Here is a 22,646-nt window from a genome sequence, read left to right as displayed (position 1 = left end):
TAAGACTTTAGCCGTTTCGTCTCGCCTGCCAGTCTGGAACCTTAGCGCGGCTGCACGTCGATCGCGAGCCCTGGTCGAAGGGATATCCCCTGCCGAGTAGCGACCATGACCCTGACCTGCCTGTTCGACATCAACGAGACCGTGCTGGACCTGTCCGCGCTGGATAGCCTGTTCACCGACCTGTTCGGTGACCCCCAGAGCCACACGCTCTGGTTCGCCCAGACCTTGCAGAACGCCATGAGCGCCGAGCTCTGTGGCCGGCACGCCCCCTTCGAGACCCAGGGTCAGGCGGCGCTGGAGATGATCGGCGCACGGTTCGGGCGAACGCTCACCACCGCCGACAAGCAGCGCGTCGCGGACGCCCTCAAGCGGCTGCCCGCCCATGCCGATGTCCGCGCGGGCCTCGATTTCGCCCGGGCACAGGGCGTGCGCTGCATCGCCTTTTCCAACAATGCGCGCGCCGCGACCCGGGCGCAGCTGGAATACGCCGGCCTGAGCGACGCCTTCGCCGATATCCTCTCGGCCGAGGACGCCGGCGCCAGCAAGCCGGTTACGGCCACCTATCGCCAGGCCGCCAGCAGCCTGGGTCAACCCGCCGAAGACCTGTGGCTGATCGCCGTCCATGCCTGGGACATCGCCGGCGCCCAGGCCGCCGGGTTCAAGGGTGCCCTGCTGCAGCGGCGTCCCGACCAGGCGGCCAATCCCCTGGCGCCGCCCAAGCTGACTGCCGGCACGCTGCAAGAGGCAGTGGCGCGCATTCTGGCGCACGAGGGCCGCGGCTAGTTGCCCCGGCGTGCTAACGTCCGCGCCATCACCGGCGGGTGCCGGTTTTTCCAGACAGTGAGAGTCGCTTTCCCATGACGGATACCCTTGCCCGGCTGCGTGCCGGCGAACTGGCCGGGGCCACGCGCCTGACCCTGCGCGCCGACCTGACCGAATTTCCCGAAGAGATCTATGGCCTGGCCGACAGCCTGGAAATCCTCGACCTGTCGGGCAATCGGCTGACCCGCTTGCCCGCCGACCTGGGTCGGTTGCACCAGCTGCGCATTCTCTTCTGCTCGGGCAATCCCTTCACCGAGCTGCCCGAGGTGCTGGGCACGCTGCCCAGGCTGGAGATGATCGGCTTCAAGGCCTGCCAGCTGGAGCGGGTAGGCGCCGCGGCCCTGCCGCCACGCCTGCGCTGGCTGATCCTTACCGACAACCGCATCGCCGAGGTGCCCGCCGCCCTGGGCGAGCGGCCCGCCCTGCAAAAGCTGATGCTGGCCGGTAACCGCTTGCAGCATCTGCCGGCGTCCATGGCCGACCTGCACCAGCTGGAACTGCTGCGGCTGTCGGCGAATCGCTTCGCCGCGCTGCCGCCGGCCATCCTGGAGTTGCCACGGCTGACCTGGCTGGCCTATGGCGACAATCCCCTGGGCGCCGAGCGCGAGCGCGCGGTGCGAGCTCAGGCCGCCCGCCAGCAGCGCATCGCCTGGGGTGATCTGCAGCTTGGCGAGCGGCTGGGGGAGGGCGCCTCCGGCATCATCCATCAGGCGCGCTGGCAATCGCCCACCGGGTCGCGCGAGGTCGCCGTCAAGCTGTTCAAGGGCAGCATGACCAGCGATGGCACCCCGGAAAGCGAAAGCGCCGCCAGCCTCAGCGCCGGCACCCATCCCTGGCTGATCGGTGCTCTCGGTGACCTGGCCGAGCATCCCGAGCAGCGCAGCGGCCTGGTGCTGGAGCTGGTGGAGTCGGCCTTCGGCAACCTGGCCGGTCCGCCCAGCTTCACCACCTGCAGCCGCGACGTCTATCCCGAGGACACCCGCTTCACCGCCAGCGCCGTGCGCCGCATGGCTGGCGGCATGGCCAGTGCCCTGGCGCACCTGCACGGGCACGGCCTGGTCCACGGTGATTTCTATGCCCATAACATCCTCTGGGACGGTGGCGCCCGCTGCCTGCTGGGGGACTTCGGCGGTGCCTCGCTGCTGCCCGAGGACGAGATTCAGGCGGCGCGCCTGCAACGCTTCGAGAGTCGCGCCTTCGGCATCCTGCTGGAGGAGTGGCTGGCGCGGTGCAGCGAGCCGGTCGATCCGGCACTGGCGGCCCTGGCCGCGGAGTGCCAGCAGCCCGCGCTCGATGCCCGTCCGCTGCTGGCCGAGGTGGCGCAGCGACTGCAGGATTAGTCCCGGGGCTCGTCCAGGGCCCAGTCCACGGCGGCCAGGGCGTGCAGTCGCGTGGTGTCGAACAGCGGCACCGCGCTGTCACCCTGGTCCACCAGCAGCATGATCTCGGTGCAGCCGAGCACGATGCCCTCGGCGCCCCGGGCGACCAGTTCGGCGATGATCGCTCGATAGGCCGCCCGAGATTCCATGCGTACCTCGCCGCGCACCAGCTCTTCGTAGATGATCCGGTGCACGGTCTGGCGCGCGTCCGCTTCAGGCACCAGCACCTCCAGGCCGAAGCGCGCCGTCAGCCGCTCGCGATAGAAGGCCTGCTCCATGGTGAAGGCGGTGCCCAGCAGGCCGACGGTCCGCAGGCCCTTCGCCTGGATCGCCGCCCCGGTGGGATCGGCGATGTGCAACAGCGGCAGGGCCGTGGCCGCCTCGATCTCCGCCGCCAGGCAATGCATGGTGTTGGTACAGAGCAGCAATGCCTCGGCACCGCCGGCCGCCAGTTGTCGCGCATGCGCCTGCAGACGTAGACCCAGCGTCGCCCAGTCGCCGGCATGCTGCAGCGTGGCGATCTCAGCGAAGTCCACCGACAGCAGCAGGCAGGCCGCCGAATGACTGCCGCCCAGCCGCCGCCGGACCTCTTCGTTGAGGATGCGATAGTAGTGAGCCGAACTCTCCCAGCTCATGCCGCCCAGCAGGCCCAGGGTGCGCATGGTCTTTCCCATGGTGATTGGCGAATGGGCATCTTGGCGCCTGTCCCCGCGGTGCGCGAGGATCAGTGAGGCAGAGATCGGGCGGTACAGTGAGCAGCCTGGTCGGCCGCAAGAACGTCGAGGGGAATCGGCGGATGCTGCCCTAGGCCTCTAGCGGCAGGTCTGGAGAGCGCGACTCCTGATTTATCCAGCTTGGAGATGGACGCCCAGTGTCAGGGCAAGGCGGAGCACGATCAGGACGGCGAATGCGTTTTCAGCCAGTCCTTGAGCGCGGCATCCATGCGGGTTTGCCAGCCTGAACCCGTCGCGCGGAAGGCGTCGACAACGTCCGGGGAAAGCCGAATGGTGATGCGCTCCTTGGTAACGCTCGCTTGGGGTCGGCCGCGACGCAGCTTGGCTTGCAAGGTCACCGGCAACGCACCGATACGCACCGATTGCTCGACCTTCTCGTCGGTCCACTCAGGGTTTTCCGCGTCGATCAATTCAGGGTTGAGTGGCTTGCTCATAGCGTTTTACCTCGCGATTGTTTGCCTTGCGGAAGCTGATGACCCGAATGCCGGTAGCGGTTTCGGTGAACACCACGGCATGCACTCGGCCCGCAATCAGGCCCAGGGCCGAATACCGTACTTCCGGATAGATCCTGCGGTCGTCGACCCAGATCAGCGCCGTTTCGAAATCGAAGTTGGCAACCCCTTCGAAGCTCAATCCGCGAGCAGCGATGTTGAGGGCGTTCTTGGCCGGGTCGAAGGTGATGTCCATGGATTTATCGTATGTACATTAATTGGGGGCGGCAAGACTTTCTCGTCCATACGAGCCTGCGGAAGATGAGGCAGCCTGCGGATGACGTCAACGAGCGTTGGGGAGCGGCCTCGACACGCGTCGAGCAAGCCTGACGGTCTTCCTTCCAGTGCCTGGATACGAGCTTTTGTGTCGCTAGCTAGCGCCGGTGGCAGCGCCCTGGCATGCAAGCTACGCTTCGAGAGGCCACTCCCGGCCCTGGAGGTGATCGTCATGCTCAAAGCACTGTTCGCCGCGCTAGCCCTGACCCTTTTCGCATCCGCCAGCGTCCAGGCGGCGCCTTGCCGGGATGCCCACGGCAAGTTCGTCAAATGCGACACGACCAAGACCAAGGCGGTGCAATGCAAGGATGCCAAGGGCAAGTTCGCCAAGTGCGGCACGCCCGGGGCCACGCCGGTCAACTAGAGGCTGTCGGGCGGACGTCAGGCAGGGGCCTGACACCTCGCCTGGCGTAAGCGCAGCTAGTCCTTTTTTTCCGCCGATCCCGGCTCCGACCAGGCGCGGTGCCGTTCGGCCTTCTGAGCCTCGCTTTCCACCCGATTGAGCACCTCGCCCTCGTGCTGGACCTCGGGACCGCCGCCATAGACATGGTCGAGGCCCTGCATCAGGGCGGCATAACCCTGGGCGGCCACCTGTACCGGATCGTGCTTGGGCCCGGCGCCGACGCTGGTGTCGTCTTCGCCGGCGCGGTGGAAGAAGTTGGTGTCGGTCTGGCCGGGCATGAGCACCGTCAGGGTCACGCCGCTGTCCTTCAGCTCGTTGCGCAGGGCGAAGGCGAAGGAGTTGATAAAGGCCTTGGAGGCGCCGTAGACGGCCTCGAAGGGAATCGGCGCGGTGGCCGAGATGGAGGAGGTGAAGAGCACCCGGCCGCGGCCGGCGGCGACCATCTCCGGCAACACCAGCTTGGCCAGGTGCACGGTGGCCATCACATTGAGCTGGATCAATGCCATCTCGTCTTCCAGGCGCGTCTGGCCGACGAAGGCGCCGCCCAGGCCGACCCCGGCGTTGAGCACCACGACGTCCAGCGGGCGGCCCTGGCGACGCAGGAATCTAAAGGTCTCTTCCACTCCCACGGCGGTGCGCAGGTCGGCCGCATGGCTCCAGACCTTGACCCCCAGGGCACGCAATTCGCGCTCGGCGGCGTCCAGCCCGTCGCCGCGGGAGACCAGCAGCAGATCATGGCCGTGGCGGGCCAGCTGCTTGGCCAGTTCAAAGCCGATGCCGCTGGAGGCACCGGTGACGGCGGCCAGCGGCCGGGAAACGTTGCTCATGCTGAAATCCTCTGCAGACCTGGTGTAGCTGGGATCGTCGCGGGCGGCTGGCGCTCCCCGCGGCCGACGGTTGGCCCCTGAGGGCATGGCATAATCGCCAGGCCGTGTAGAGGAGACAAGAGATGCAACCCGCGGATCTGGAAGCCCTGGTGACCTGGACCATGCCCTATGGCAAGTACGCCGGCCGCCTGCTGGCCGACCTGCCGGGCCACTACCTCAACTGGTTCGCCCGCAGCGGCTTTCCGCCTGGCGAGCTGGGCCGCTTGCTGGCGCTGATGCAGGAGATCGACCACAACGGCCTCAAGCCGCTGCTCGATCCGCTGCGCCGCCGTTAGTCGGCCAGGCGACGCATGTCGATATGGGCAATGCCGTCTTCGTCATAGACCGCTGAGCAGGGCGTGAAGCCATAGCGGCCATAGTAGGCCTGCAGATGGGCCTGGGCGGAGAGGAACAGCGGGTGCCCGGGCCAGCGCTCGGCGCAGACGCGCAGGGCTTCCGCCAGCAGCAGATGCCCCAGGCCGCTGCCGCGGCCCTCGGGGGCGACGATCACCCGGCCGATCACCACTTCCTCGCGTACCGCGCCGAGCAGGCGCAGGTAGGCGTGCAACTGGTCGTCGCGCCAGCCGAACAGGTGCCAGACGTCTTCCGCCAGGTCCAGGCCATCGGCGTCGGGATAGATGCACTGCTGCTCCACCACGAAGACCCGGGCGCGCAGCACCAGGGCGGCATAAAGCTCGGCGGTGGTCAGCGCCGGTGCGGCGCGGCAGCTCCACTGGAGGGTCATGGTCAGTCCTTGCGCCGGCCGGACAGCATGCGGAAGCGATTGCGGTTGAGCAGCACGTAGCCGGTCAGCTGCAAGCCTGCCGCGAACAGCAGGCTGCGCATGGCGCCGGGTTCGGAGGGACGCGGACCCTGGTAGAGGCCATAGAGGGCGAAGGCCACGCCCAGCAGGCCGAGGATGAAGAAGACCAGACCGATCTTGGTCAGGCGGGGGAGGGTGCGCAGATTCATGGCTATGTCGTCACAGGCAAAGGCCGCCACGCTAACCGCCCGGACCGGGCTTGTCGAGCCGATAGGCAGCCGCAGCGGACTGGTCTAACGTGGCCTGATGCCCCCTGGCAAGCGGGAGAGAGCCCATGTTCAGCCATGTACAGGTAGGCGCGCGTGATCTGGAGCGCCTGATCGATTTTTACGACGGCGTGTTGCACGAGCTCGGTCTGGTGCGGATGCCGGCCGAAGACGATGGTGGCCCGCCCGGGTGTGGCTGGCAGCGGCCAGGGCGAGCGTGGCCGCAATTCTATGTACAGCTGCCCTTCAATGGCCTGCCGGCCTCCTGGGGCAATGGCGTCCAGGTGAGCTTCGCCGCGCCGTCGCCGGCGGCCGTTGAGGCGGCCTGGCACCGCGCCCTGCAACTGGGCGGCAATGACGAGGGCGCTCCCGGCATCCGGCCGGACTATGGCGCGGACTTCTACGCCGCCTACTGCCGGGATCCGGAAGGCAACAAGCTGTGCTTCGTGCATGCCGAGGGACTCGCCGCCGCCTGCGACTAGCGTGTGGCCCGGCAATCCGGCGGCCGGCGGTCCGGCGCTCAGACGTTGGCCGCCAGGGCGACCGCATCGGTACGGGCGGCCATGATGAAGTCGTTGCGGTGCAGGCCGCCGATGTTGTGGGTCCACCAGCTCACCGTCACCGCGCCCCATTCGGTGAGCAGGGCCGGGTGGTGATCCTCATCCTGCGCCTCGCGGCCGACGCGGTTGGTGAAGTCCAGCGCTTCCAGAAAGTTGCCGAAGGCATAGCGGCGTTCCAGCCGTGGAATTCCTTCGCGCTCGACCAGCGTCCACCCCGGGACGGCCTTGAGCAATTCGTTGCTGGCGGCCTCGCTCAGGGCAGGCTCGCTGGAGCGGCAGGGGACGCAATGGGAGTGGGCGAGATCGGCCATGGGGCGCTCCTTGGGGAAAGAAAGTCACGAAAGGGCAGGGTAACAGACCCGCCGGTCAGCTCCCGGCGTCCCGTCCGACCATGGTCGAATGGTCCGAAACCGGTGCGCGCCGTACAACGGAACACAACAAGAACAACAGTTTCCCGCCGAGGAGATCGTCCCATGAGTGCCGCTTTCTACCCGGTCCGCGCGGAAGTCGCTTCCCAGACCCTGACCGATGAAGTCACCTATCGCCGGCTGTACCAGCAGTCCATCCTCAACCCCGATGGCTTCTGGCGCGAGCAGGCCCAGCGCCTGGACTGGATCAAGCCCTTCAGCCGGGTCAAGCAGACCTCCTTCGACGATCATCGCGTCGACATCCAGTGGTTCGCCGATGGCACCCTGAACGCCTCCTACAACTGCCTGGATCGCCACCTGGAAACCCGCGGCGACCAGACCGCCATCATCTGGGAAGGCGACGATCCGGCCGACAGCCGCCACATCACCTACCGCGAGCTGCATCGCGAGGTCTGCCAGCTGGCCAACGCCCTGCGCGGCCAGGACATCCACCGCGGCGACGTGGTGACCATCTACATGCCGATGATCCCCGAGGCCGTGGTGGCCATGCTGGCCTGCGCCCGCATCGGCGCGGTGCACTCGGTGGTGTTCGGCGGCTTCTCTCCCGAATCCCTGGCCGGCCGCATCAGCGACTGCCAGTCCAAGCTGGTGATCACCGCCGACGAAGGCGTGCGCGGCGGCCGCAAGATCCCGCTCAAGGCCAACGTCGACGAGGCCCTGACCAATCCGGCCACCTATTCGGTGCGCAAGGTGATCGTCTGCAAGCGCACCGGCGCCGACATCGCCTGGCATCGTCACCGCGACGTCTGGTACGAGGACATCACCTCGGTGGCCCCGGAACACTGCGAGCCCAAGGAGATGTCCGCCGAGGCGCCGCTGTTCATCCTCTATACCTCCGGTTCCACCGGCAAGCCCAAGGGCATCCTGCACACCACCGGCGGCTACCTGACCTATGCCGCCCTGACCCACGAGCGGGTCTTCGACTATCGTCCCGGCGAGGTCTACTGGTGCACCGCCGACGTCGGCTGGATCACCGGTCACAGCTACATCGTCTATGGCCCCCTGGCCAATGGCGCCACCACCCTGCTGTTCGAGGGCGTGCCCAACTACCCGGACGTCACCCGCATGGGCCAGGTGGTGGACAAGCACCAGGTCAACGTCCTCTACACCGCGCCCACCGCCATCCGCGCCATGATGGCCCAGGGCGACGCGGCCATGCGCGGCGTCGATGGCAGCAGCCTGCGCCTGCTCGGTTCGGTGGGCGAGCCGATCAACCCCGAGGCCTGGCACTGGTACTACAAGACCGTGGGCCAGGAGCGCTGCCCCATCGTCGACACCTGGTGGCAGACCGAGACCGGCGGCATCCTCATCAGCCCGCTGCCCGGCGCCATCGGCCAGAAACCCGGTTCGGCGACCCGTCCGTTCTTCGGCATCCAGCCGGCGCTGGTGGACAACGAAGGCAACCTGCTCGACGGCGCCGTGGAAGGCAACCTGGTGATCCTCGATTCCTGGCCGGGCCAGTCGCGCTCCATCTATGGCGACCACGACCGCTTCGTCGACACCTATTTCAAGACCTTCAAGGGCATGTACTTCACCGGTGACGGCGCCCGCCGCGACGAAGACGGCTACTACTGGATCACCGGGCGCGTCGACGACGTGCTCAACGTCTCCGGCCACCGCATGGGCACCGCCGAGATCGAGAGCGCCCTGGTGGCCCATCCCAAGGTGGCCGAGGCCGCGGTGGTGGGCATGCCCCATGACCTCAAGGGCCAGGGCATCTATGTCTACGTGACCCTCAACCAGGGCGAGGAGGGCAACGAAGCCCTGCGCCAGGAGCTCAAGCAGTGGGTGCGCAAGGAGATCGGTCCGATCGCCACGCCCGATGTCATCCAGTGGGCGCCGGGGCTGCCCAAGACCCGCTCCGGCAAGATCATGCGGCGTATCCTGCGCAAGATCGCCGTGGGTGAATACGACGCCCTTGGCGACATCTCCACCCTGGCCGATCCGGGCGTGGTGCAGCATCTGGTCGGCACCCACCAGCAGATGAGCCAGGCCGTCGCCTGATTCGACGGCTTCGCCAACCGCCCGCTATCGTCCCGGTAGCGGGCGGTTTGTTTTTGGCGGTCCTGTAAGGAGTTGTCGCCAGGGTAAAAGCCCTGGCCGTTGCGCTGGCGCTAGAATCGCGCCAGCCGGCGGACCGGAGGGCACACCGGTCCGCTACCCCGGGCAAAGGCCGGGACAGGGGCAGCGCTCCGGCGTACCATGCGTGCCACCCCACAAGGGTTTCATGGCGCGCGGGCCCCGGATCGGTCGCCCCCGCCGCTCTCGACAGGAAGCCAGACGTTAGATGACCATCCGCATCGCCTTTCTGCTGTGGCCCGACGTTCGTCCGCTGACCGTGGGCCTGGTCGAGGAAGCGCTGGAACTCGCTGCTCGCCATTCGAGCGATACACCCTACGAGGTGCGCTTTCTGCAGGCCGGCAGCGAGTTGCAGCCGCGCCTGCCGGGTGGCCACTGGGAAGGGCAGCTGGAACGCCTGGATCGCCTCTTCGTGCTGGCCGACGAACCCTCGCCCGCGCTGCCGCCGCCCCTGGCCGCGGCCCTGCGCCAGACCGCCCGGGCCGGGGTGGTGATGGGAGGCTTTTCCGCCGGGGTGCACATCCTCGCCCAGCTCGGTCTGCTCGACGGGCATCGCGCCGCCGTGCACTGGCGCTGGCTGGAGGAATTCAGCGAGCAGTTTCCCAAGGTCATCGCCACCCACCACCTCTACGAGTGGGACCGCGATCGCCTGACCGCCTGCGGCGGCCTGGCCATCCTCGATCTGCTGCTGGCCATGATCGGCCGTGACCGCGACGCCGAACAGGCGGGCACCATCGCCGAGGAGCTGATCGTCGAGCGGCTGCGCGAAGGCAGCGAGCGGCAGCGCATTCCGCTGAAGAATCGCCTGGGGTCGAGTCATCCCAAGCTGACCCAGGCAGTGATGCTGATGGAGGCCAATATCGAAGAGCCCCTCACCACCGACGAGATCGCCCAGCACGTCTGCGTCTCCCGGCGGCAACTGGAGCGGATCTTCAAGCAGTACCTGGCGCGGGTGCCCAGCCAGTACTACCTGGAGCTACGGCTGAATCGGGCACGCAAGATGCTCACCCAGACCAGCAAATCGATCATCCAGATCGGCCTGTCCTGCGGCTTCTCGTCGGGGCCGCACTTCTCCAGCGCCTATCGCAACTTCTTTGGCGTCACTCCTCGCGACGACCGCAACCAGCGACGCGGTGCGGCGGGCGAGGGCAGCATGGTGGCCGAGCGCTAGGCGCCCGGCGCACCCCTTCAGCTCAACGGCTCCGCCACCCCTTCGTCCAGCCAGGCGCCCAGCCGATCGGCCGGTAGCGGCGCGCCGCAGTGGAAGCCCTGGATCTCGTCCGCCGGCAGGTGCTGCAGCTGGCGCAGATGCTCGGCGTCTTCCACGCCCTTGAGGGTCACCCTCAGCCCCAGCGAGCGGCCGAGATCGATCATGGCCCGCACCAGGGCGCTGTCTTCCGGCGCTTGCCGGTGCCGCGCGATCAAGCTGCGGTCGAGGCGGATGCCGTCCAGCGGATAGCGGCGCAGGTAGGCCAGGGAGCACAGGCCGGACCCGAAGTCGTCCAGGCACAGGCGCACGCCCAGGCCCTTGAGCGCGCCCAGGGTGTTGGCCACATCGGCGGCGGGATCCAGCAGGGTTCGCTCGGTGAGTTCCAGCTCCAGGCGCGAGGCCGCCAGGCCGCTCTGGTAGAGCGCCTCGGCCACGGTCTGCACCGGATCTTCGTTGGCGTGGAATTGCTGCGGCGACAGATTGACCGACACCGAGAGGCGTTCCGGCCAGCCCTGGGCGTCGTGGCAGGCGGTCTCCAGCACCCAGCGCCCCAGGCGCTGCCCGAGGCCGGCGTCTTCGGCCAGGGCCAGGAAATCCAGCGGCTCCAGCAGGCCCTGGGTCGGGTGCTCCCAGCGCACCAGCGCCTCGAAGCCGCGCAGGCTGCCATCGGCCAGGCAACGGCGCGGCTGGTAGTAGAGACTGAGCCGATCATCGCGCAGGGCCTGGCGCAGATCCTGTTCCAGCTGCCGGCGCAGGAGCACCTGCTCGTTCATGGCCGGTTCGTGGAAGCGCCAGGTGCCGCGGCCAGCGGCCTTGGCCTGGTAGAGGGCGATGTCGGCCAGGCGCAGCAATTCCGCCGGGATGCCGGTATCCCGCGGCGCCAGGGCCACGCCCAGGCTGCTGCCGATGAAGACCCGCTGCTCGCCGAGGCGGAAGGGTTGGCGCAACTGCTCCACCAGGCGCCGACAGAGGTCGGCGATGGCAGCGGGGTCGCGATCGCCGCTGAGCACCACGCAGAATTCGTCGCCGCCCAGGCGCGCCACCAGGTCGGTGGCGGTCACGTTCTGCCGCAGGCGCTGCGCCGCTTCCTGCAGGACCTGATCGCCGGCGGCATGGCCGAGGGCGTCGTTGACCGTCTTGAATCTATCCAGGTCCAGGCTGATCAGCGCCAGGGGGCGGGGCTCCGGGCCTTCCAGATGGGTGGCGAGAAACTGGTGCAGACGATGGCGGTTGGGCAGGCCGGTCAGGGGATCGTGCCAGGACAGGTGCTGGACCTGGGCCAGGGCCTCGATCTCGTCGGTGAGATCGGTGACGGTGCCGCGATAGCCGCCTTCGGGAATGGCCCGGGCGGCCACCCGGCAGGTGCGTTCGCGCCCGTTGCCGTCCAGGTAGTGGCAGACCAGCGGCTGTCGTGGCTTGCGGTCGTGGGCCTGGCCGGCGAGCCAGTGCGCCAGGGTGTCGGCATGGGGGGTGAGCAATTCGGCGAGCGGCCGGCCGAGCCAGCGCTCGGTGGCTTCCCCGGTGACCTCGGCGAAGCGATCCGAGACATAGACCAGGCGCAGCGTGGCGTCGACCTCCCACAGCCAGTCCGAGGTGGCCTCGGCGATGTCGCGGAAGCGCCGCTCGCCGATGGCCAGTTCGCTGCGGCTGGCCAGCAGGTCATCGTACTGGGCATCCAGCTGGCGCATCGAGATCAGCGCCTGGCGAAACAGCCAGATCAGCCCCAGCAGCAGGATCAGCACCCCGCCGCCGAACAGCGGCAGGGTCTGTTGCATCAGCCACAGCCCCGGACGCGGTGGGCGCCAGGTCAGCTGATAGCGGGAACCCGGCAGTTGCCAGCTGGCGCGGCTGCCGGCGCCGTTGGCGCTGATGCTCAGCGGCGGCAGGTTGTTGGCTTCGCTCAGGGCCGCCAGCCGCGCCGGACTGAGCACATTGACGAAGATCAGTACCGAGGCCGGCGCGTCCTGGGGGCGAACGCCGGCCTGGTCGCCCGGGGTGATGGCGGCGGCGGCCACCAGCGCCGGCATCCCGGCCACGGTCAGCACGCCGGACACGCTGCCGGCGCGGGCGTCGGCGCTGCGCGCCGCGGCCAGCAGGCCGGCGATGTCGCCCTGCAGCCAGGGGGCGGCGGGATCGGCGAGCTGGCCGTCGAGCAGGCGATAGCGGGGCCGATCCTGACCGTCGAACACCAGCACTCCCTCGTAGCCATAGACCTGGAACAGGGACTCGCCCAGATTGCCCTGTTCGAAGGCCCAGTCGCTGTCCAGTGTCTGGTGCAGGCGGCGATAGGCTTCGTCCCATTTGCTGTAGTCGATCAGGTTGCGGGCGACCTCTTCGTCGAGGCGCGTGAAGGTGCGGCCAACGGCGCGCTCGGTATGCTGGGCGACGGTGGCATCCTGGCGCACGGCATTGTCGACCAGCAGATAGCAACCCAGGCCGATGAGACCCAGGAGCAGCACGCAGAGCGCGGGGAACAGCCGCAGGAGAACGGTATGGCCCCGTCGGCGCGGAGGCGCGCTACGAGACGCTGGGGATGTTGGCATGCCTGAACCCTGGCTGGATGAGCGTTCCTGTGCCTTCGCCTGGTGGAACCCGGAAGTGACCAAGCGAAGCGGATGAAACCTTGCCGTCGCTAGACTAGCCCCTTGGGGCGCGCGACGCTAAACGTAAAGCGGGAGATGCCAAGGGGATCGCGCTAAGCATCGCGCGAACGCCCGAGTTAGGTGGGGTTGCCGGCTCCGCCATAGAAGGCGCAGCCCTGCCAGGTCTGGCCATTGATGCGCAGTTCGGCCTGCAGTGACTGCACGGTGCCGGTGCGACCGTCCACGCAGCGCCGCGGATTGATCCACAGCTCGACCTTCTCGCCATTGGCTTCGCTGGACAGGGCGCGCATGCCGCCCGGCAATTCTTCCTGCACGAAGGGCAGGGCGCGGCGCTGCTGGCCGGCGGTGCTGACCAGCATGCCCTGGTTGCTGACCTGGACGCTCCAGTCCGGTCCATGGCCACCGGCGTTCATGGCGGTGCGCTTGAAGTTGGGATCGCTGCAACCCGGTCCGCTGTATTGCACGCGGTAGACATCGGTGACGGCGAACACGCCCTGGGCACCATCGCGGCCGCCGGACTTGAGCTTGCCGCGCAGGTCGGCGAACAGCGAAGCGGCGCCGCTGTCGGCGGCCAGTTCGTGGGCATCGCGCAGGATGGCGGTGTTGTTGGCGTCGGTGACGTCGAAGAAACGCTGTTCCTGGCAGGGGCGGAACAGCAGCTGGTCACCGCTCCAGCGCAGATCGCCCTGCAGGCGCTCGCCGCCCGGTGCACGCGGGGTGTCGTCGCTCTGGAACAGGCTGCAGCCGCCGAGGAGGCCGAGCAGGGCTAGGGGAAAGATGGCACGCGGCGCTGGCATCGCAGGACTCCGACTGAGGTGGGCACACGTTACTCAGACAGCGCCGCGAGCTCAAGGACTTACCAGACGCGATACGTCTTGCCGGTTTCTCGTCCTTCCACACTGCGTTCGTAGGCCAGGGCGGCCTCGGCGCCGCTGACCGCCTTAAAATTGCGGAAGAAATCACCGTAGTGGCCCAGGGACTCCTGCAGCACCGTCGGGCTGACCGCGTTGAGGCGCTGACCGTGGGGCAACTCGATGGCCGCACCGCGCACGAAGCCTTCCAGCGCCGCGTTGACCATGGCCGCCGAGCTGCCCTGGGCGATGGGCTGTTCGCTGAGGATGCCGGTGGTCAGGGTAAAGGAGGCGCCCTCGGCGGCCTGCTGCTGGCCGAGCAGCACCAGATTGACCTGGCCCATGAGCTTGTCCTGCAGGCCTTTCTGGTACGCCTCGGGCGTCATCTCGGTGAAGGGGGCGAAGGTCACCGAACCCACCGCGCTGACCAGGGCGTCGAAACGACCCACCTGGGCGAAGAGGGCACGGATGGACTCGGGTTGGGTGATGTCGACCTGCAGGTCGCCGGATCGGCGACCGACGCGGATCAGGTCATGGCGGCTGCCCAGGCGTTCGGCGATGGCGCTGCCCAGGGTGCCGCTGGCGCCGACGAGGATGATTTTCATGGGGTGGCTCCGTGAAGGGAAAGGAGTCCTCAGCCTAGAATGGCCCATTGCCCGGATAAATCGCCTGAATGGCAATCCAGTGTTTCCAGGAGGAAACGATGCAGGACGACTTCGCCGATCTCGCTGCCTTCGCCATCCTCTGTGACAGCGGCAGCTTCACCCGCGCGGCCGAGCGCCTGGGCTGCAGCAAGGGCCAGCTGTCCAAGCGCATCCGGGCGCTGGAGATGCGCCTGGAGACCCAGCTGCTGCACCGCACCACCCGACGCCTCGATCCCACTCCCGCCGGTCGTGCCCTGCTGCCGGAGGCCCAGGCCCTGGTGCGCCAGCGCGAGCGGGCCCTGCAGAGCGTGGCCCGGCTGCAGGAGCAAGCCGTCGGCCCGGTGCGCCTGACCGTGCCGGTGTCCCTGGGCTACACCTTTTTCGAGGTGCTACTGGCCTGTCGCGCCGCCCATCCCGCCATCCAGCTGGATCTGGTGCTGGACAACGGCTACCGCGACCTGGTGGCCGAGGGCTTCGACCTGGCGATCCGCGCCCGGCTGGAGCCGGACGAACGCCTGGTCGCCCGGCCGCTGTTCGCCATGCAGGAGGTGACCTGCGCGGCACCGGCCTATCTGGCTGGGGTCGAGGTTCCCCGGGTGCCCGAGGATCTGCTCGGCCATCGCTGCCTGGTGAACAGTCACTATGCCGAGGGCGACGTCTGGCTCTATCACCGTGAGCATCAGCTCAGCCGCGTCCAGGTGGAGCCCAGTCTTTCCTGCAACCACTACAGCCTGCTCAAGCAGGCGGCCCTGGCTGGGCAGGGCATCGCCCGGCTGCCGTCATTCATGGTGCACGAAGAGTTGGCCAGCGGCGCCCTGGTCTGGCTGCTCCGGGAATGGCGCACCCCCAGCCAGCCGCTGTTTCTGGTCCATCCCTACCAGGGTGGGTTGCCGAAGCGCACCAGAGTGGTGGCGGAAGCCCTGAACGACTGGTTCGAGCGCAGTCGGCAGCGGTTGGAGGCGTTGGGGTAGCGGGGGCGATGGTGCTCAACGCCTGTGCGGACAGCCCCTCTCCCTGCGGGAGAGGGCTGGGGTGAGAGCGCGCTTCGCCGCGAAACCCCAGTGGAAAAGGCTGCGCCGTTTTCCACGCTACGGTGCTATTGGGCTTCGACGATGGAGCCGTCTCAACCCAACCTACGCGTTGAAAGCCCCCTCTCCCCGCGGGAGAGGGTTGGGGTGAGGGCGCGCTTCGCTGCGAAACCCCCCAGTGGAAAAGGCTGCGCCGTTTTCCACGCTACGGCACTGTTGGGCTTCGACGATGGAGCTGTCTCAACCCAACCTACGCGCTGCATGGATCGCCCCCTCTCCCTATGGGAGAGGGCTGGGGTGAGGGCACCCTTCACCGTGAAGCCCCAGTGGAAAAGGCTGCGCCGTTTTCCACGCTACGGCACCGTTGGGCTTCGACAGTGTAGCTGTCTCAACCCAACCTACGCGTTGCATGGACAGCCCCCTCTCCCTGCGGGCGAGGGCTGGGGTGAGGGCGCGCTTCGCTGTGGAGCCCCCAGTGGAAAAGGCTGCGCCGTTTTCCACGCTACGGCACCGTTGGGCTTCGACAGTGGAGCTGTCTCAACCCAACCTACGCGTTGCATGGATAGCCCCCTCTCCCTGAGGGAGAGGGTTGGGGTGAGGGCGCGCTTCGCTGTGAAGCCCCAGTGGAAAGGCTGCACCGTTTTCCACGCTACGGCATCGTTGGGCTTCGCCGCGCCGAGGTTGAAGCGTGTCGGGCAGCGACGGCATGCTCAACCGCCCAGATAGGCCTTGCGCACATCCGGGTTGGCCAGCAGTTCGGCGCCGCTGTCCTGCATGACGATGCGGCCGTTCTCCAGCACATAGCCGCGGTCGGCCAGCTTGAGCGCCTGGTTGGCGTTCTGCTCGACCAGGAACACCGTCACCCCATCCTGGCGCAGTTGCTCGATGATCTCGAAGATCTGCTGGATGATGATGGGCGCCAGGCCCAGGGAGGGCTCGTCGAGCAGCAGCAGGCGCGGCTCGCTCATCATCGCCCGGCCGATGGCGAGCATCTGCTGCTCGCCGCCGGACATGGTGCCGGCGCGCTGGGCATAGCGCTCCTTGAGTCGCGGGAAGAGGCCGAGGACCTTCTCCAGCTGGCGGTCATAGGCGTGCTTGTCGGTGAAGAAGCCGCCCATGGCCAGGTTCTCTTCCACGGTCAGGCGGGCGAACACCCGGCGGCCTTCCGGTACGACGGCGATGCCCTTGCGCATGATCTGCGCGGTTTCCTGGCCGACCAGTTCCTCGCCTTCGTAGCGGATGCTGCCGCCATGGGCGCGCGGGGTACCGCAGAGGGTCATCAGCAGGGTGGACTTGCCGGCGCCGTTGGCGCCGATCAGGGTGACGATCTCGCCCCGGTTCACCTGCACGCTGACGCCATGCAGCGCCTGGATCTTGCCGTAGAAGGTGGAGACGTTGTCGAACTGCAGCATGGAGGTCTCCATCAGGATTCGCCCAGGTAGGCCTTGATCACGTCGGGGTTGTTGCGGATCTGCTCCGGCGTCCCGTCGGCCAGGGGGGTACCCTGGTTGATCACCACGATGTGGTCGGAAATGCTCATTACCAGGTGCATGTCGTGCTCGATCAAGAGCACGGTGACGCCGTGCTCGGCGCGCAGCAGGGCGATGAGCGCCTTGAGGTCCTCGGTCTCGCGCGGGTTGAGGCCGGCGGCCGGCTCGTCGAGCATGAGGATCTGCGGGCGGGTCATCATGCAGCGGGCGATTTCCAGGCGGCGCTGCTGACCGTAGGCGAGATTGCCGGCGTTACGGTTGGCGAACTCGGTGAGATTGACCTGCTCCAGCCAGAAACGCGCGTAGTCCATGGCCTCGGCTTCGCTCTTGCGAAAGGCCGGGGTCTTGAACAGCCCGGCCAGGAAGCCGGTGTTGAGGTGGCGATGCTGGGCCACCAGCAGGTTCTCCACCGCAGTCATTTCCTTGAACAGGCGGACGTTCTGGAAGGTGCGCACCACGCCCTTGCGGGCGATCTTGTGCCCGGGCAGGCCCTGGATGGCCTCGCCGCGCAGGAGGATCTCGCCGCCGCTGGGCCGGTAGAAGCCGGTCAGGCAGTTGAACACCGTGGTCTTGCCGGCGCCGTTGGGACCGATCAGCGAGACCACCTGGCCCTGTTCCACACGGATGTTGACGCCGTTGACGGCCAGCAGGCCGCCGAACCTCATGGACAGGCCGGAGACATCGAGAAGGGCTTGGCTCATTTGCGCAACTCCAGGTGCGGGCGTTGCATCGGGAGCAGGCCTTGCGGACGCCAGATCATCATCACGACCATCAGCAGGCCGAACATCAACATGCGGTATTCGCTGAATTCGCGCATCAGCTCCGGCAAGAGGATCATCACGATGGCCGCGAGGATCACGCCGAGCTGGGAACCCATGCCGCCCAGCACCACGATGGCCAGGATGATGGCCGATTCGATGAAGGTGAAGGATTCCGGCGACACCAGGCCCTGGCGGGCGGCGAAGAAGCTGCCGGCGAAACCGGCGAAGCAGGCGCCCAGGGTAAAGGCCGAGAGCTTGATCAGCGTGGGGTTCAGCCCCAGGGCGCGGCAGGCGATCTCGTCTTCGCGCAGGGCTTCCCAGGCGCGACCGATGGGCATGCGCAGGAGGCGATTGATCACGAACAGGGTCAGCAGCACCAGCAGCAGGGCGATCAGGTAGAGGAAGATCACCTTGTATTCGGAGTTGTAGGGGATGCCGAAGTACTCGTGGAAGGGCGTCATGCCCTCAGGTGCGCGGCGTTCGAAGGTCAGGCCGAACAGGGTCGGCTTGTCGATGCCACTGATGCCGTTGGGGCCGCCGGTCCATTCGGTGAGGTTGCGCAAGAGGATGCGGATGATCTCGCCGAAGCCCAGGGTGACGATGGCCAGGTAGTCGCCGCGCAGGCGCAGCACCGGGAAGCCGAGCAGGAAGCCGAACAGCGCCGCCATCAGCCCCGCCAGCGGCAGGCACACCCAGAAGCCCAGGCCATAGTAGTGGGAGAGCATGGCGTAGGTGTAGGCGCCGACGGCATAGAAGCCGACGTAGCCCAGGTCGAGCAGACCGGCCAGGCCCACCACGATGTTCAGGCCGAGGCCGAGCATCACGTAGATCAGGATCAGGGTGGCGATGTCCACCGCGCCGCGCGAGCCATAGAAGGGCCACACCAGGGCGACCAGCACCAGGCCGAGGATCACCCAGCGCTGGGTCTTGGGTTCGGTCAGCTTGGTGCCCAGGCCGGTGGCCGGCAACGGCAGGCCGCCGCTGCGGCGCCAGCCGGCGGTGACCTGGTCGCGCACCAGTTGCCAGACGAACATCAGCACCGCGGCCAGGGCCACGATCCAGAGGGTGCGCGGCGTGGCGCCGTGCACTTCGAGGTTGACGCCCACCGTCTCCAGCTTGAGGCCGAGGATGGGATAGGCGACGGCCAGCACCAGCAGGGCGCTGAAGAAGGCGGTTCGCAGACGGGCACTCATACCTTTTCCACCTCTGGACGACCGAGGATGCCGGTGGGGCGGAACAGCAGCACCAGCACCAGCAGGCTGAAGGCCACCACGTCCTTGTACTGGTCACCGAAGACGTCGGCGCCAAAGGCCTCGGCCACGCCCAGCACCAGGCCGCCGAGCATGGCGCCGGGGATGCTGCCGATGCCACCGAGCACGGCGGCGGTAAAGGCCTTGATGCCGGCCAGGAAACCCAGGCTCGGGTTGATCACGCCGTACTGGATGCCCAGCAGCACCGCGGCCACGGCGGCCAGGGTGGCGCCGATGACGAAGGTCAGGGCGATGATGCCGTTGGTGTTGATGCCCAGCAGGTTGGCCATCTTGATGTCCTCGGCGCAGGCGCGGCAGGCGCGGCCCAGGCGGGAGCGGGAGATGAACCAGGTCAGGCCGAACATGGTGAGCAGGGTGACGATGAAGATCAGCACCTGCACATAGGAGATCACCACGCCGTTCATGGCGTCGGTGCCGATGATGAAGTTGCCCGGCAGCAGGTTGGGGATCGACTTGTCCTTGGAGTCCTGGGCCAGCAGCACCCAGTTCTGCAGGAAGATCGACATGCCGATCGCCGAGATCAGCGGGATCAGCCGGTTACCGCCGCGCAGGGGGCGATAGGCGATGCGTTCGATGCTGTAGCCGTAAGCACTGGCGATGATGATGCTGGCGCCGAAGGCGGCGAGCATGACGATGGGCAGGCTGTGGATGCCCAGCATGGCGAGGCCGGCGATGGCGATGAAAGCCACGTAGGAGCCGATCATGTACACCTCGCCATGGGCGAAGTTGATCATGCCGATGATGCCGTAGACCATGGTGTAGCCGATGGCGATCAGGGCATAGGTGCTGCCGACCGTGAGGCCGTTCACCAGCTGTTGCAGGTAGTGGTAGAACTCGGGCATGGGTGTCTCCAGGGGACCCAAGTGCACTTCTGGTGCAGGTCCCAGGCCTCGGATGGAGGCGGATAAACGAAGCCCACCGCCGTTGGCGGTGGGCTCCGGTGTTACAGGCAGGGCTTACTTGGCTTCAGTCTTGGTGCCGTCGGCGTGCCATTCGTAGACCACGAACTCGAAGTTCTTCAGGTCGCCTTTTTCGTCGAACGCCAGCTCGCCGGTGGGGGTGTTGAAGGTGTTGCTGCGCAGCGCCTTGGCCACATCCTCGGGCTTCTCGTCGCCCGCCTTGGCGATGCCTTCGGCGATGACCTGCACGGCGGCGTAGGAGGGGAACACGAAGGGACCGCTCGGATCCTGCTTCTTGTCCTTGAACGCCTGCACCAGGGCCTGGTTCTTGGGATCCTGGTCGAAGGAGCGCGGCAGGGTGACCAGCAGGCCTTCGGAGGCCTTGCCGGCGATGGCGGAGATGGAGCTGTTGCCCACGCCTTCCGGACCCATGAACTTGGCGGTCAGGCCCTTCTCGGCCGCCTGACGCAGGATCAGGCCCAGCTCGGGGTGGTAGCCGCCGTAGTAGACGAAGTCGACGTTGGCCTGCTTGAGCTTGGCGATCAGCGAGGAGAAGTCCTTGTCGCCGGAGTTGATGCCCTCGAACACGGCGACCTTGACGCCGGCCTTGTCCAGGGTCTGCTTGACCGCGGTGGCGATGCCTTCGCCGTACTGCTGCTTGTCGTGGATGACCGCGACGATCTTCGGCTTGACGTGCTCGACGATGAACTTGCCGGCGGTCGGGCCCTGCATGTTGTCCAGGCCGATGGTGCGGAAGATCAGCTTGTAGCCACGGTTGGTGATGTCGGGGCTGGTGGCCGCCGGGGTCACCATCAGGATGCCTTCGTCCTCATAGATGTCGGAGGCAGGCTGGGTGGAGCTGGAGCAGAGGTGGCCGACGACGAACTTGACGCCATCGTTGACGATCTTGTTGGCAACCGCCACGGCCTGCTTGGGATCGCAGGCGTCGTCGTAGATCACGCCTTCGAGCTGCTTGCCCTTGACGCCGCCGGCCTTGTTGATCTGCTCGATGGCCATCTGGGCACCAATGAACTCCATGTCACCGTACTGGGCGACCGGACCGGTCTTGGGGCCGGCCAGACCGATCTTCAGGGTGTCGGCTGCCAGGGTGTGGCTGGCCATGCCGGCCAGGGCCAGGGCCGCGACCAAGCGGGAGAAACGCAGAGTTGCCTTTTTCATGAGTGCTCCACTCGGAATGCTTTTATTAATGAGGCAGTTGGAAGCGAAAATGTGCCGATTTTGTTCTTTATGACGCGCCGCGCAGTTTAATCACCGTCTGTTCGTCTTGGAAAGCTGGCGACGACAACTTGTCGGGCTTGTCGACCGTGCGTCCGGGCGCTCGGCAAGCGGGGAGGGCGACGGTAGAATCCGCCCTTTTCGCGAGGCCCGCACCATGACCGATCACGCAACGCGCTACGCCACCCTGCTCGGGCAGACGGCCGCCATCGGCTGGGAAGAATTGCAACCGCATTTTGCGCGGGGCGTGCTGCTGGAAGTGGCGCCCGAGCTGGACCTGATCGAGGCGGCCATCGCCGTGACCCAGGACGATGCCGCCCGAGTGGGTCTGTGGCTGCAGCAGGGTCAGCTGGCCAAGGTCGACGAAGAGCGCGCGCGGCGCCGGCTGGAAGCGCCCGCGGTGGCGCTGTGGGCGGTGGTGGTGGCGCCCTGGGTGCTGATGCAGGAGCGTCCGGCCGAGCGCTGAAACGCAAAGGCCCGCGCAAGGCGGGCCGTTGTTGCCGGGGGTGGTTCAGCGTTCGCTGTCGAGATCGCGCAGCTGATGTTCGCCGTAGCGATCGCCGGCCACCGCGCCTGGCGGCAGCAGGCGTTCCAGTTCGGCGCGATCCGCATCGCTCAGCGTCACCTCCAGCGCACCGAGGGATTCGTCGAGCTGAGCGCGGCGGCGGGCTCCGATTAAAGGCACGATGTCCTCGCCCTGGGCGGCGACCCAGGCCACCGCCAGCCGGGCCGGGGTGGTGCCGCGGCGTTCGGCGAATTGCTTCAGGCCTTCTACCAGCGCCAGGTTGCGCTCCACGTTGCCCGGCTGGAAGCGCGGACTGAGGGCGCGAAAGTCGCCGCTGCCCGAGGGGTGGCGCCAGTGACCGCTGAGCAGGCCGCGGGAGAGCACGCCATAGGCGGTGATGCCGATGCCCAGGTCGCGGCAGGTCGGCAGGATCTCGGCCTCGATGCCGCGCGAGACCAGCGAATACTCGATCTGCAGGTCGCAGACCGGGTGCACCGCGGCCGCTCGCCGCAGGGTCTGGGCGCCCACTTCCGAGAGGCCGATGTGGCGGATGTAGCCCGCCTGCACCAGCTCGGCGAGGGCGCCCATGGTGTCCTCGATGGGCACCTGGCGATCCAGCCGCGCCGGGCGATAGATGTCGATGTGGTCCACGCCCAGGCGCTTGAGGCTGTATGCGACGAAATTCTTGATCGCCGCCGGCCGGGCGTCGTAGCCCAACCACTCGCCGCCCGGACCGCGCAGGGCGCCGAACTTGACGCTGATCAGGGCACTATCGCGGCGGCCGCGCAAGGCCTCGCCCAGGAGCAGTTCGTTGTGGCCCATTCCATAGAAGTCACCGGTGTCGAACAGGGTGACGCCGCGTTCGAGGGCGGCCTGGACCGTGGCGATGGCCTCGCCACGGTCGGCGGCGCCATAGAGATCGGACATGCCCATGCAGCCCAGACCGAACGTGGATACCAGGGGGCCCTGCTGGCCCAAGCGACGCTGTTGCATGAGGGATTCCTCGTCAGATGGATGAGGCTTCACTCTAGTCGCCAGGGTGCCGTGCGATAATCCGGTCCTGACACAACGACCTGTTCGC

25 protein-coding genes are annotated in these 22,646 nt (G+C 67.3%); 9 read left to right on the top strand and 16 right to left on the bottom strand.

All coding sequences use genetic code 11. From position 1 onward, the window contains the following. Nucleotides 1–105 precede the first annotated feature (105 nt). Together ACZ5R1_RS17235 and ACZ5R1_RS17230 are read left to right on the top strand one after the other, a co-directional pair. Nucleotides 106–783, top strand: coding sequence for a haloacid dehalogenase type II (locus ACZ5R1_RS17235; protein ID WP_464712601.1), 678 nt, complete (start codon nucleotides 106–108; stop codon nucleotides 781–783). Between the two features lie 74 nt (nucleotides 784–857). Further along, the gene (locus ACZ5R1_RS17230) at nucleotides 858–2,162 is read left to right on the top strand and encodes a leucine-rich repeat-containing protein kinase family protein (protein WP_464712600.1); all 1,305 of its coding nucleotides are present in this window, start codon (nucleotides 858–860) and stop codon (nucleotides 2,160–2,162) included. On the opposite strand, the gene ACZ5R1_RS17225 is transcribed toward ACZ5R1_RS17230, so the two are convergent. From ACZ5R1_RS17225 to ACZ5R1_RS17215, 3 genes are all read right to left on the bottom strand, one after another. After that, a complete protein-coding gene (locus ACZ5R1_RS17225; protein WP_464712599.1) occupies nucleotides 2,159–2,863 on the bottom strand; it encodes an aspartate/glutamate racemase family protein in 705 nt (234 codons plus the stop codon). The two genes, ACZ5R1_RS17230 and ACZ5R1_RS17225, sit on opposite strands and share 4 nt — an antisense overlap. 233 nt (nucleotides 2,864–3,096) lie before the next feature. Beyond that, on the bottom strand, nucleotides 3,097–3,369 hold the full coding sequence (locus ACZ5R1_RS17220; RefSeq protein WP_027597134.1) for a BrnA antitoxin family protein: 273 nt from the start codon (nucleotides 3,367–3,369) through the stop codon (nucleotides 3,097–3,099). Further along, nucleotides 3,347–3,622: a BrnT family toxin gene (locus ACZ5R1_RS17215; protein WP_027602531.1), complete on the bottom strand. Its 276-nt coding sequence runs from the start codon at nucleotides 3,620–3,622 to the stop codon at nucleotides 3,347–3,349. The genes ACZ5R1_RS17220 and ACZ5R1_RS17215 overlap by 23 nt, the downstream gene beginning before the upstream one ends. Nucleotides 3,623–3,874: 252 nt before the next feature. Here ACZ5R1_RS17215 and ACZ5R1_RS17210 point away from each other — a divergent pair, with 252 nt between their 5' ends. Continuing rightward, nucleotides 3,875–4,066, top strand: a complete 192-nt coding sequence (locus ACZ5R1_RS17210) for a hypothetical protein (protein ID WP_007159587.1) — start codon at nucleotides 3,875–3,877, stop codon at nucleotides 4,064–4,066. 56 nt (nucleotides 4,067–4,122) lie between these two features. On the opposite strand, the gene ACZ5R1_RS17205 is transcribed toward ACZ5R1_RS17210, so the two are convergent. Continuing rightward, nucleotides 4,123–4,932, bottom strand: a complete 810-nt coding sequence (locus tag ACZ5R1_RS17205) for an SDR family NAD(P)-dependent oxidoreductase (RefSeq protein ID WP_007159586.1) — start codon at nucleotides 4,930–4,932, stop codon at nucleotides 4,123–4,125. A 122-nt stretch (nucleotides 4,933–5,054) separates the two neighbouring features. Between ACZ5R1_RS17205 and ACZ5R1_RS17200 the strand changes: the two genes are divergently transcribed. Continuing rightward, on the top strand, nucleotides 5,055–5,267 hold the full coding sequence (locus ACZ5R1_RS17200; RefSeq protein ID WP_042136137.1) for a DUF3820 family protein: 213 nt from the start codon (nucleotides 5,055–5,057) through the stop codon (nucleotides 5,265–5,267). Here ACZ5R1_RS17200 and ACZ5R1_RS17195 read toward each other — a convergent pair. Beyond that, nucleotides 5,264–5,716 carry a GNAT family N-acetyltransferase gene (locus ACZ5R1_RS17195; protein WP_464712598.1) on the bottom strand — a complete coding sequence of 151 codons (453 nt, stop codon included), beginning with the start codon at nucleotides 5,714–5,716 and terminating at the stop codon, nucleotides 5,264–5,266. The genes ACZ5R1_RS17200 and ACZ5R1_RS17195 overlap by 4 nt on opposite strands. Nucleotides 5,717–5,718: 2 nt before the next feature. Next, entirely contained in the window at nucleotides 5,719–5,943 is a 225-nt protein-coding gene (locus tag ACZ5R1_RS17190) for a hypothetical protein (RefSeq protein WP_007159583.1), read from the bottom strand. 125 nt (nucleotides 5,944–6,068) lie between these two features. Here ACZ5R1_RS17190 and ACZ5R1_RS17185 point away from each other — a divergent pair, with 125 nt between their 5' ends. Next, nucleotides 6,069–6,482, top strand: coding sequence for a VOC family protein (locus ACZ5R1_RS17185; protein ID WP_027597131.1), 414 nt, complete (start codon nucleotides 6,069–6,071; stop codon nucleotides 6,480–6,482). Between the two features lie 38 nt (nucleotides 6,483–6,520). On the opposite strand, the gene ACZ5R1_RS17180 is transcribed toward ACZ5R1_RS17185, so the two are convergent. Further along, entirely contained in the window at nucleotides 6,521–6,871 is a 351-nt protein-coding gene (locus ACZ5R1_RS17180) for a 4a-hydroxytetrahydrobiopterin dehydratase (protein ID WP_007159581.1), read from the bottom strand. 162 nt (nucleotides 6,872–7,033) lie between these two features. Between ACZ5R1_RS17180 and acs the strand changes: the two genes are divergently transcribed. Beyond that, nucleotides 7,034–8,992, top strand: a complete 1,959-nt coding sequence (gene acs / locus ACZ5R1_RS17175; protein WP_027602536.1) for an acetate--CoA ligase — start codon at nucleotides 7,034–7,036, stop codon at nucleotides 8,990–8,992. A gap of 283 nt (nucleotides 8,993–9,275) precedes the next feature. After that, entirely contained in the window at nucleotides 9,276–10,238 is a 963-nt protein-coding gene (locus ACZ5R1_RS17170; RefSeq protein WP_007159579.1) for a GlxA family transcriptional regulator, read from the top strand. 17 nt (nucleotides 10,239–10,255) lie between these two features. Here the strand turns inward: ACZ5R1_RS17170 and ACZ5R1_RS17165 are convergent, their stop codons facing one another. From ACZ5R1_RS17165 to ACZ5R1_RS17155, 3 genes are all read right to left on the bottom strand, one after another. After that, the gene (locus ACZ5R1_RS17165; protein ID WP_464712597.1) at nucleotides 10,256–12,736 is read right to left on the bottom strand and encodes a bifunctional diguanylate cyclase/phosphodiesterase; all 2,481 of its coding nucleotides are present in this window, start codon (nucleotides 12,734–12,736) and stop codon (nucleotides 10,256–10,258) included. Between the two features lie 260 nt (nucleotides 12,737–12,996). Further along, nucleotides 12,997–13,677: a membrane protein gene (locus ACZ5R1_RS17160; RefSeq protein WP_027602537.1), complete on the bottom strand. Its 681-nt coding sequence runs from the start codon at nucleotides 13,675–13,677 to the stop codon at nucleotides 12,997–12,999. A gap of 59 nt (nucleotides 13,678–13,736) precedes the next feature. Then, nucleotides 13,737–14,336, bottom strand: a complete 600-nt coding sequence (locus ACZ5R1_RS17155; protein ID WP_464712596.1) for a short chain dehydrogenase — start codon at nucleotides 14,334–14,336, stop codon at nucleotides 13,737–13,739. A gap of 98 nt (nucleotides 14,337–14,434) precedes the next feature. On the opposite strand from ACZ5R1_RS17155, the gene ACZ5R1_RS17150 reads away from it, so the two are divergent. Further along, the gene (locus ACZ5R1_RS17150) at nucleotides 14,435–15,346 is read left to right on the top strand and encodes a LysR family transcriptional regulator (RefSeq protein WP_464712595.1); all 912 of its coding nucleotides are present in this window, start codon (nucleotides 14,435–14,437) and stop codon (nucleotides 15,344–15,346) included. Nucleotides 15,347–16,113: 767 nt separating this feature from the next. Here ACZ5R1_RS17150 and ACZ5R1_RS17145 read toward each other — a convergent pair. The 5 genes from ACZ5R1_RS17145 to ACZ5R1_RS17125 form a co-directional block, all read right to left on the bottom strand. Further along, complete coding sequence (locus tag ACZ5R1_RS17145) at nucleotides 16,114–16,815, bottom strand: ABC transporter ATP-binding protein (protein WP_007159574.1); 702 nt, start codon at nucleotides 16,813–16,815, stop codon at nucleotides 16,114–16,116. Between the two features lie 11 nt (nucleotides 16,816–16,826). Then, nucleotides 16,827–17,594 carry a high-affinity branched-chain amino acid ABC transporter ATP-binding protein LivG gene (livG, locus tag ACZ5R1_RS17140; RefSeq protein WP_007159573.1) on the bottom strand — a complete coding sequence of 256 codons (768 nt, stop codon included), beginning with the start codon at nucleotides 17,592–17,594 and terminating at the stop codon, nucleotides 16,827–16,829. After that, nucleotides 17,591–18,847: a high-affinity branched-chain amino acid ABC transporter permease LivM gene (locus ACZ5R1_RS17135; RefSeq protein ID WP_007159572.1), complete on the bottom strand. Its 1,257-nt coding sequence runs from the start codon at nucleotides 18,845–18,847 to the stop codon at nucleotides 17,591–17,593. The genes livG and ACZ5R1_RS17135 overlap by 4 nt, the downstream gene beginning before the upstream one ends. Then, nucleotides 18,844–19,767 (bottom strand): high-affinity branched-chain amino acid ABC transporter permease LivH, encoded by a 924-nt coding sequence (gene livH, locus ACZ5R1_RS17130; protein WP_007159571.1) that lies wholly within the window; start codon nucleotides 19,765–19,767, stop codon nucleotides 18,844–18,846. The genes ACZ5R1_RS17135 and livH overlap by 4 nt, the downstream gene beginning before the upstream one ends. Before the next feature lie 114 nt (nucleotides 19,768–19,881). Beyond that, nucleotides 19,882–21,003, bottom strand: coding sequence for a branched-chain amino acid ABC transporter substrate-binding protein (locus ACZ5R1_RS17125; protein WP_007159570.1), 1,122 nt, complete (start codon nucleotides 21,001–21,003; stop codon nucleotides 19,882–19,884). Between the two features lie 214 nt (nucleotides 21,004–21,217). On the opposite strand from ACZ5R1_RS17125, the gene ACZ5R1_RS17120 reads away from it, so the two are divergent. Next, nucleotides 21,218–21,526, top strand: a complete 309-nt coding sequence (locus ACZ5R1_RS17120) for a DUF2288 family protein (RefSeq protein ID WP_007159569.1) — start codon at nucleotides 21,218–21,220, stop codon at nucleotides 21,524–21,526. 45 nt (nucleotides 21,527–21,571) lie between these two features. Here the strand turns inward: ACZ5R1_RS17120 and ACZ5R1_RS17115 are convergent, their stop codons facing one another. After that, entirely contained in the window at nucleotides 21,572–22,558 is a 987-nt protein-coding gene (locus tag ACZ5R1_RS17115) for an aldo/keto reductase (RefSeq protein ID WP_464712594.1), read from the bottom strand. Nucleotides 22,559–22,646 lie beyond the last annotated feature (88 nt).

The sequence above is a fragment of the Pseudomonas sp. Pso3 genome, assembly GCF_055393275.1.
This window is presented reverse-complemented; position numbering and strand designations above follow the sequence as displayed.

Bases quoted from the DNA above. Each gene is read 5' to 3' on its own strand.
- ACZ5R1_RS17135 (WP_007159572.1), bottom strand. From the start codon at position 18,847: ATGAGTGCCCGTCTGCGAACCGCCTTCTTCAGCGCCCTGCTGGTGCTG.
- ACZ5R1_RS17155 (WP_464712596.1), bottom strand. From the start codon at position 14,336: ATGAAAATCATCCTCGTCGGCGCCAGCGGCACCCTGGGCAGCGCCATC.
- livH (WP_007159571.1), bottom strand. From the start codon at position 19,767: ATGCCCGAGTTCTACCACTACCTGCAACAGCTGGTGAACGGCCTCACG.
- ACZ5R1_RS17205 (WP_007159586.1), bottom strand. From the start codon at position 4,932: ATGAGCAACGTTTCCCGGCCGCTGGCCGCCGTCACCGGTGCCTCCAGC.
- ACZ5R1_RS17115 (WP_464712594.1), bottom strand. From the start codon at position 22,558: ATGCAACAGCGTCGCTTGGGCCAGCAGGGCCCCCTGGTATCCACGTTC.
- ACZ5R1_RS17150 (WP_464712595.1), top strand. From the start codon at position 14,435: ATGCAGGACGACTTCGCCGATCTCGCTGCCTTCGCCATCCTCTGTGAC.
- acs (WP_027602536.1), top strand. From the start codon at position 7,034: ATGAGTGCCGCTTTCTACCCGGTCCGCGCGGAAGTCGCTTCCCAGACC.
- ACZ5R1_RS17160 (WP_027602537.1), bottom strand. From the start codon at position 13,677: ATGCCAGCGCCGCGTGCCATCTTTCCCCTAGCCCTGCTCGGCCTCCTC.
- ACZ5R1_RS17120 (WP_007159569.1), top strand. From the start codon at position 21,218: ATGACCGATCACGCAACGCGCTACGCCACCCTGCTCGGGCAGACGGCC.
- ACZ5R1_RS17170 (WP_007159579.1), top strand. From the start codon at position 9,276: ATGACCATCCGCATCGCCTTTCTGCTGTGGCCCGACGTTCGTCCGCTG.
- ACZ5R1_RS17200 (WP_042136137.1), top strand. From the start codon at position 5,055: ATGCAACCCGCGGATCTGGAAGCCCTGGTGACCTGGACCATGCCCTAT.
- ACZ5R1_RS17190 (WP_007159583.1), bottom strand. From the start codon at position 5,943: ATGAATCTGCGCACCCTCCCCCGCCTGACCAAGATCGGTCTGGTCTTC.
- livG (WP_007159573.1), bottom strand. From the start codon at position 17,594: ATGAGCCAAGCCCTTCTCGATGTCTCCGGCCTGTCCATGAGGTTCGGC.
- ACZ5R1_RS17185 (WP_027597131.1), top strand. From the start codon at position 6,069: ATGTTCAGCCATGTACAGGTAGGCGCGCGTGATCTGGAGCGCCTGATC.
- ACZ5R1_RS17220 (WP_027597134.1), bottom strand. From the start codon at position 3,369: ATGAGCAAGCCACTCAACCCTGAATTGATCGACGCGGAAAACCCTGAG.
- ACZ5R1_RS17230 (WP_464712600.1), top strand. From the start codon at position 858: ATGACGGATACCCTTGCCCGGCTGCGTGCCGGCGAACTGGCCGGGGCC.
- ACZ5R1_RS17195 (WP_464712598.1), bottom strand. From the start codon at position 5,716: ATGACCCTCCAGTGGAGCTGCCGCGCCGCACCGGCGCTGACCACCGCC.
- ACZ5R1_RS17145 (WP_007159574.1), bottom strand. From the start codon at position 16,815: ATGCTGCAGTTCGACAACGTCTCCACCTTCTACGGCAAGATCCAGGCG.
- ACZ5R1_RS17235 (WP_464712601.1), top strand. From the start codon at position 106: ATGACCCTGACCTGCCTGTTCGACATCAACGAGACCGTGCTGGACCTG.
- ACZ5R1_RS17225 (WP_464712599.1), bottom strand. From the start codon at position 2,863: ATGCGCACCCTGGGCCTGCTGGGCGGCATGAGCTGGGAGAGTTCGGCT.
- ACZ5R1_RS17210 (WP_007159587.1), top strand. From the start codon at position 3,875: ATGCTCAAAGCACTGTTCGCCGCGCTAGCCCTGACCCTTTTCGCATCC.
- ACZ5R1_RS17180 (WP_007159581.1), bottom strand. From the start codon at position 6,871: ATGGCCGATCTCGCCCACTCCCATTGCGTCCCCTGCCGCTCCAGCGAG.
- ACZ5R1_RS17215 (WP_027602531.1), bottom strand. From the start codon at position 3,622: ATGGACATCACCTTCGACCCGGCCAAGAACGCCCTCAACATCGCTGCT.
- ACZ5R1_RS17125 (WP_007159570.1), bottom strand. From the start codon at position 21,003: ATGAAAAAGGCAACTCTGCGTTTCTCCCGCTTGGTCGCGGCCCTGGCC.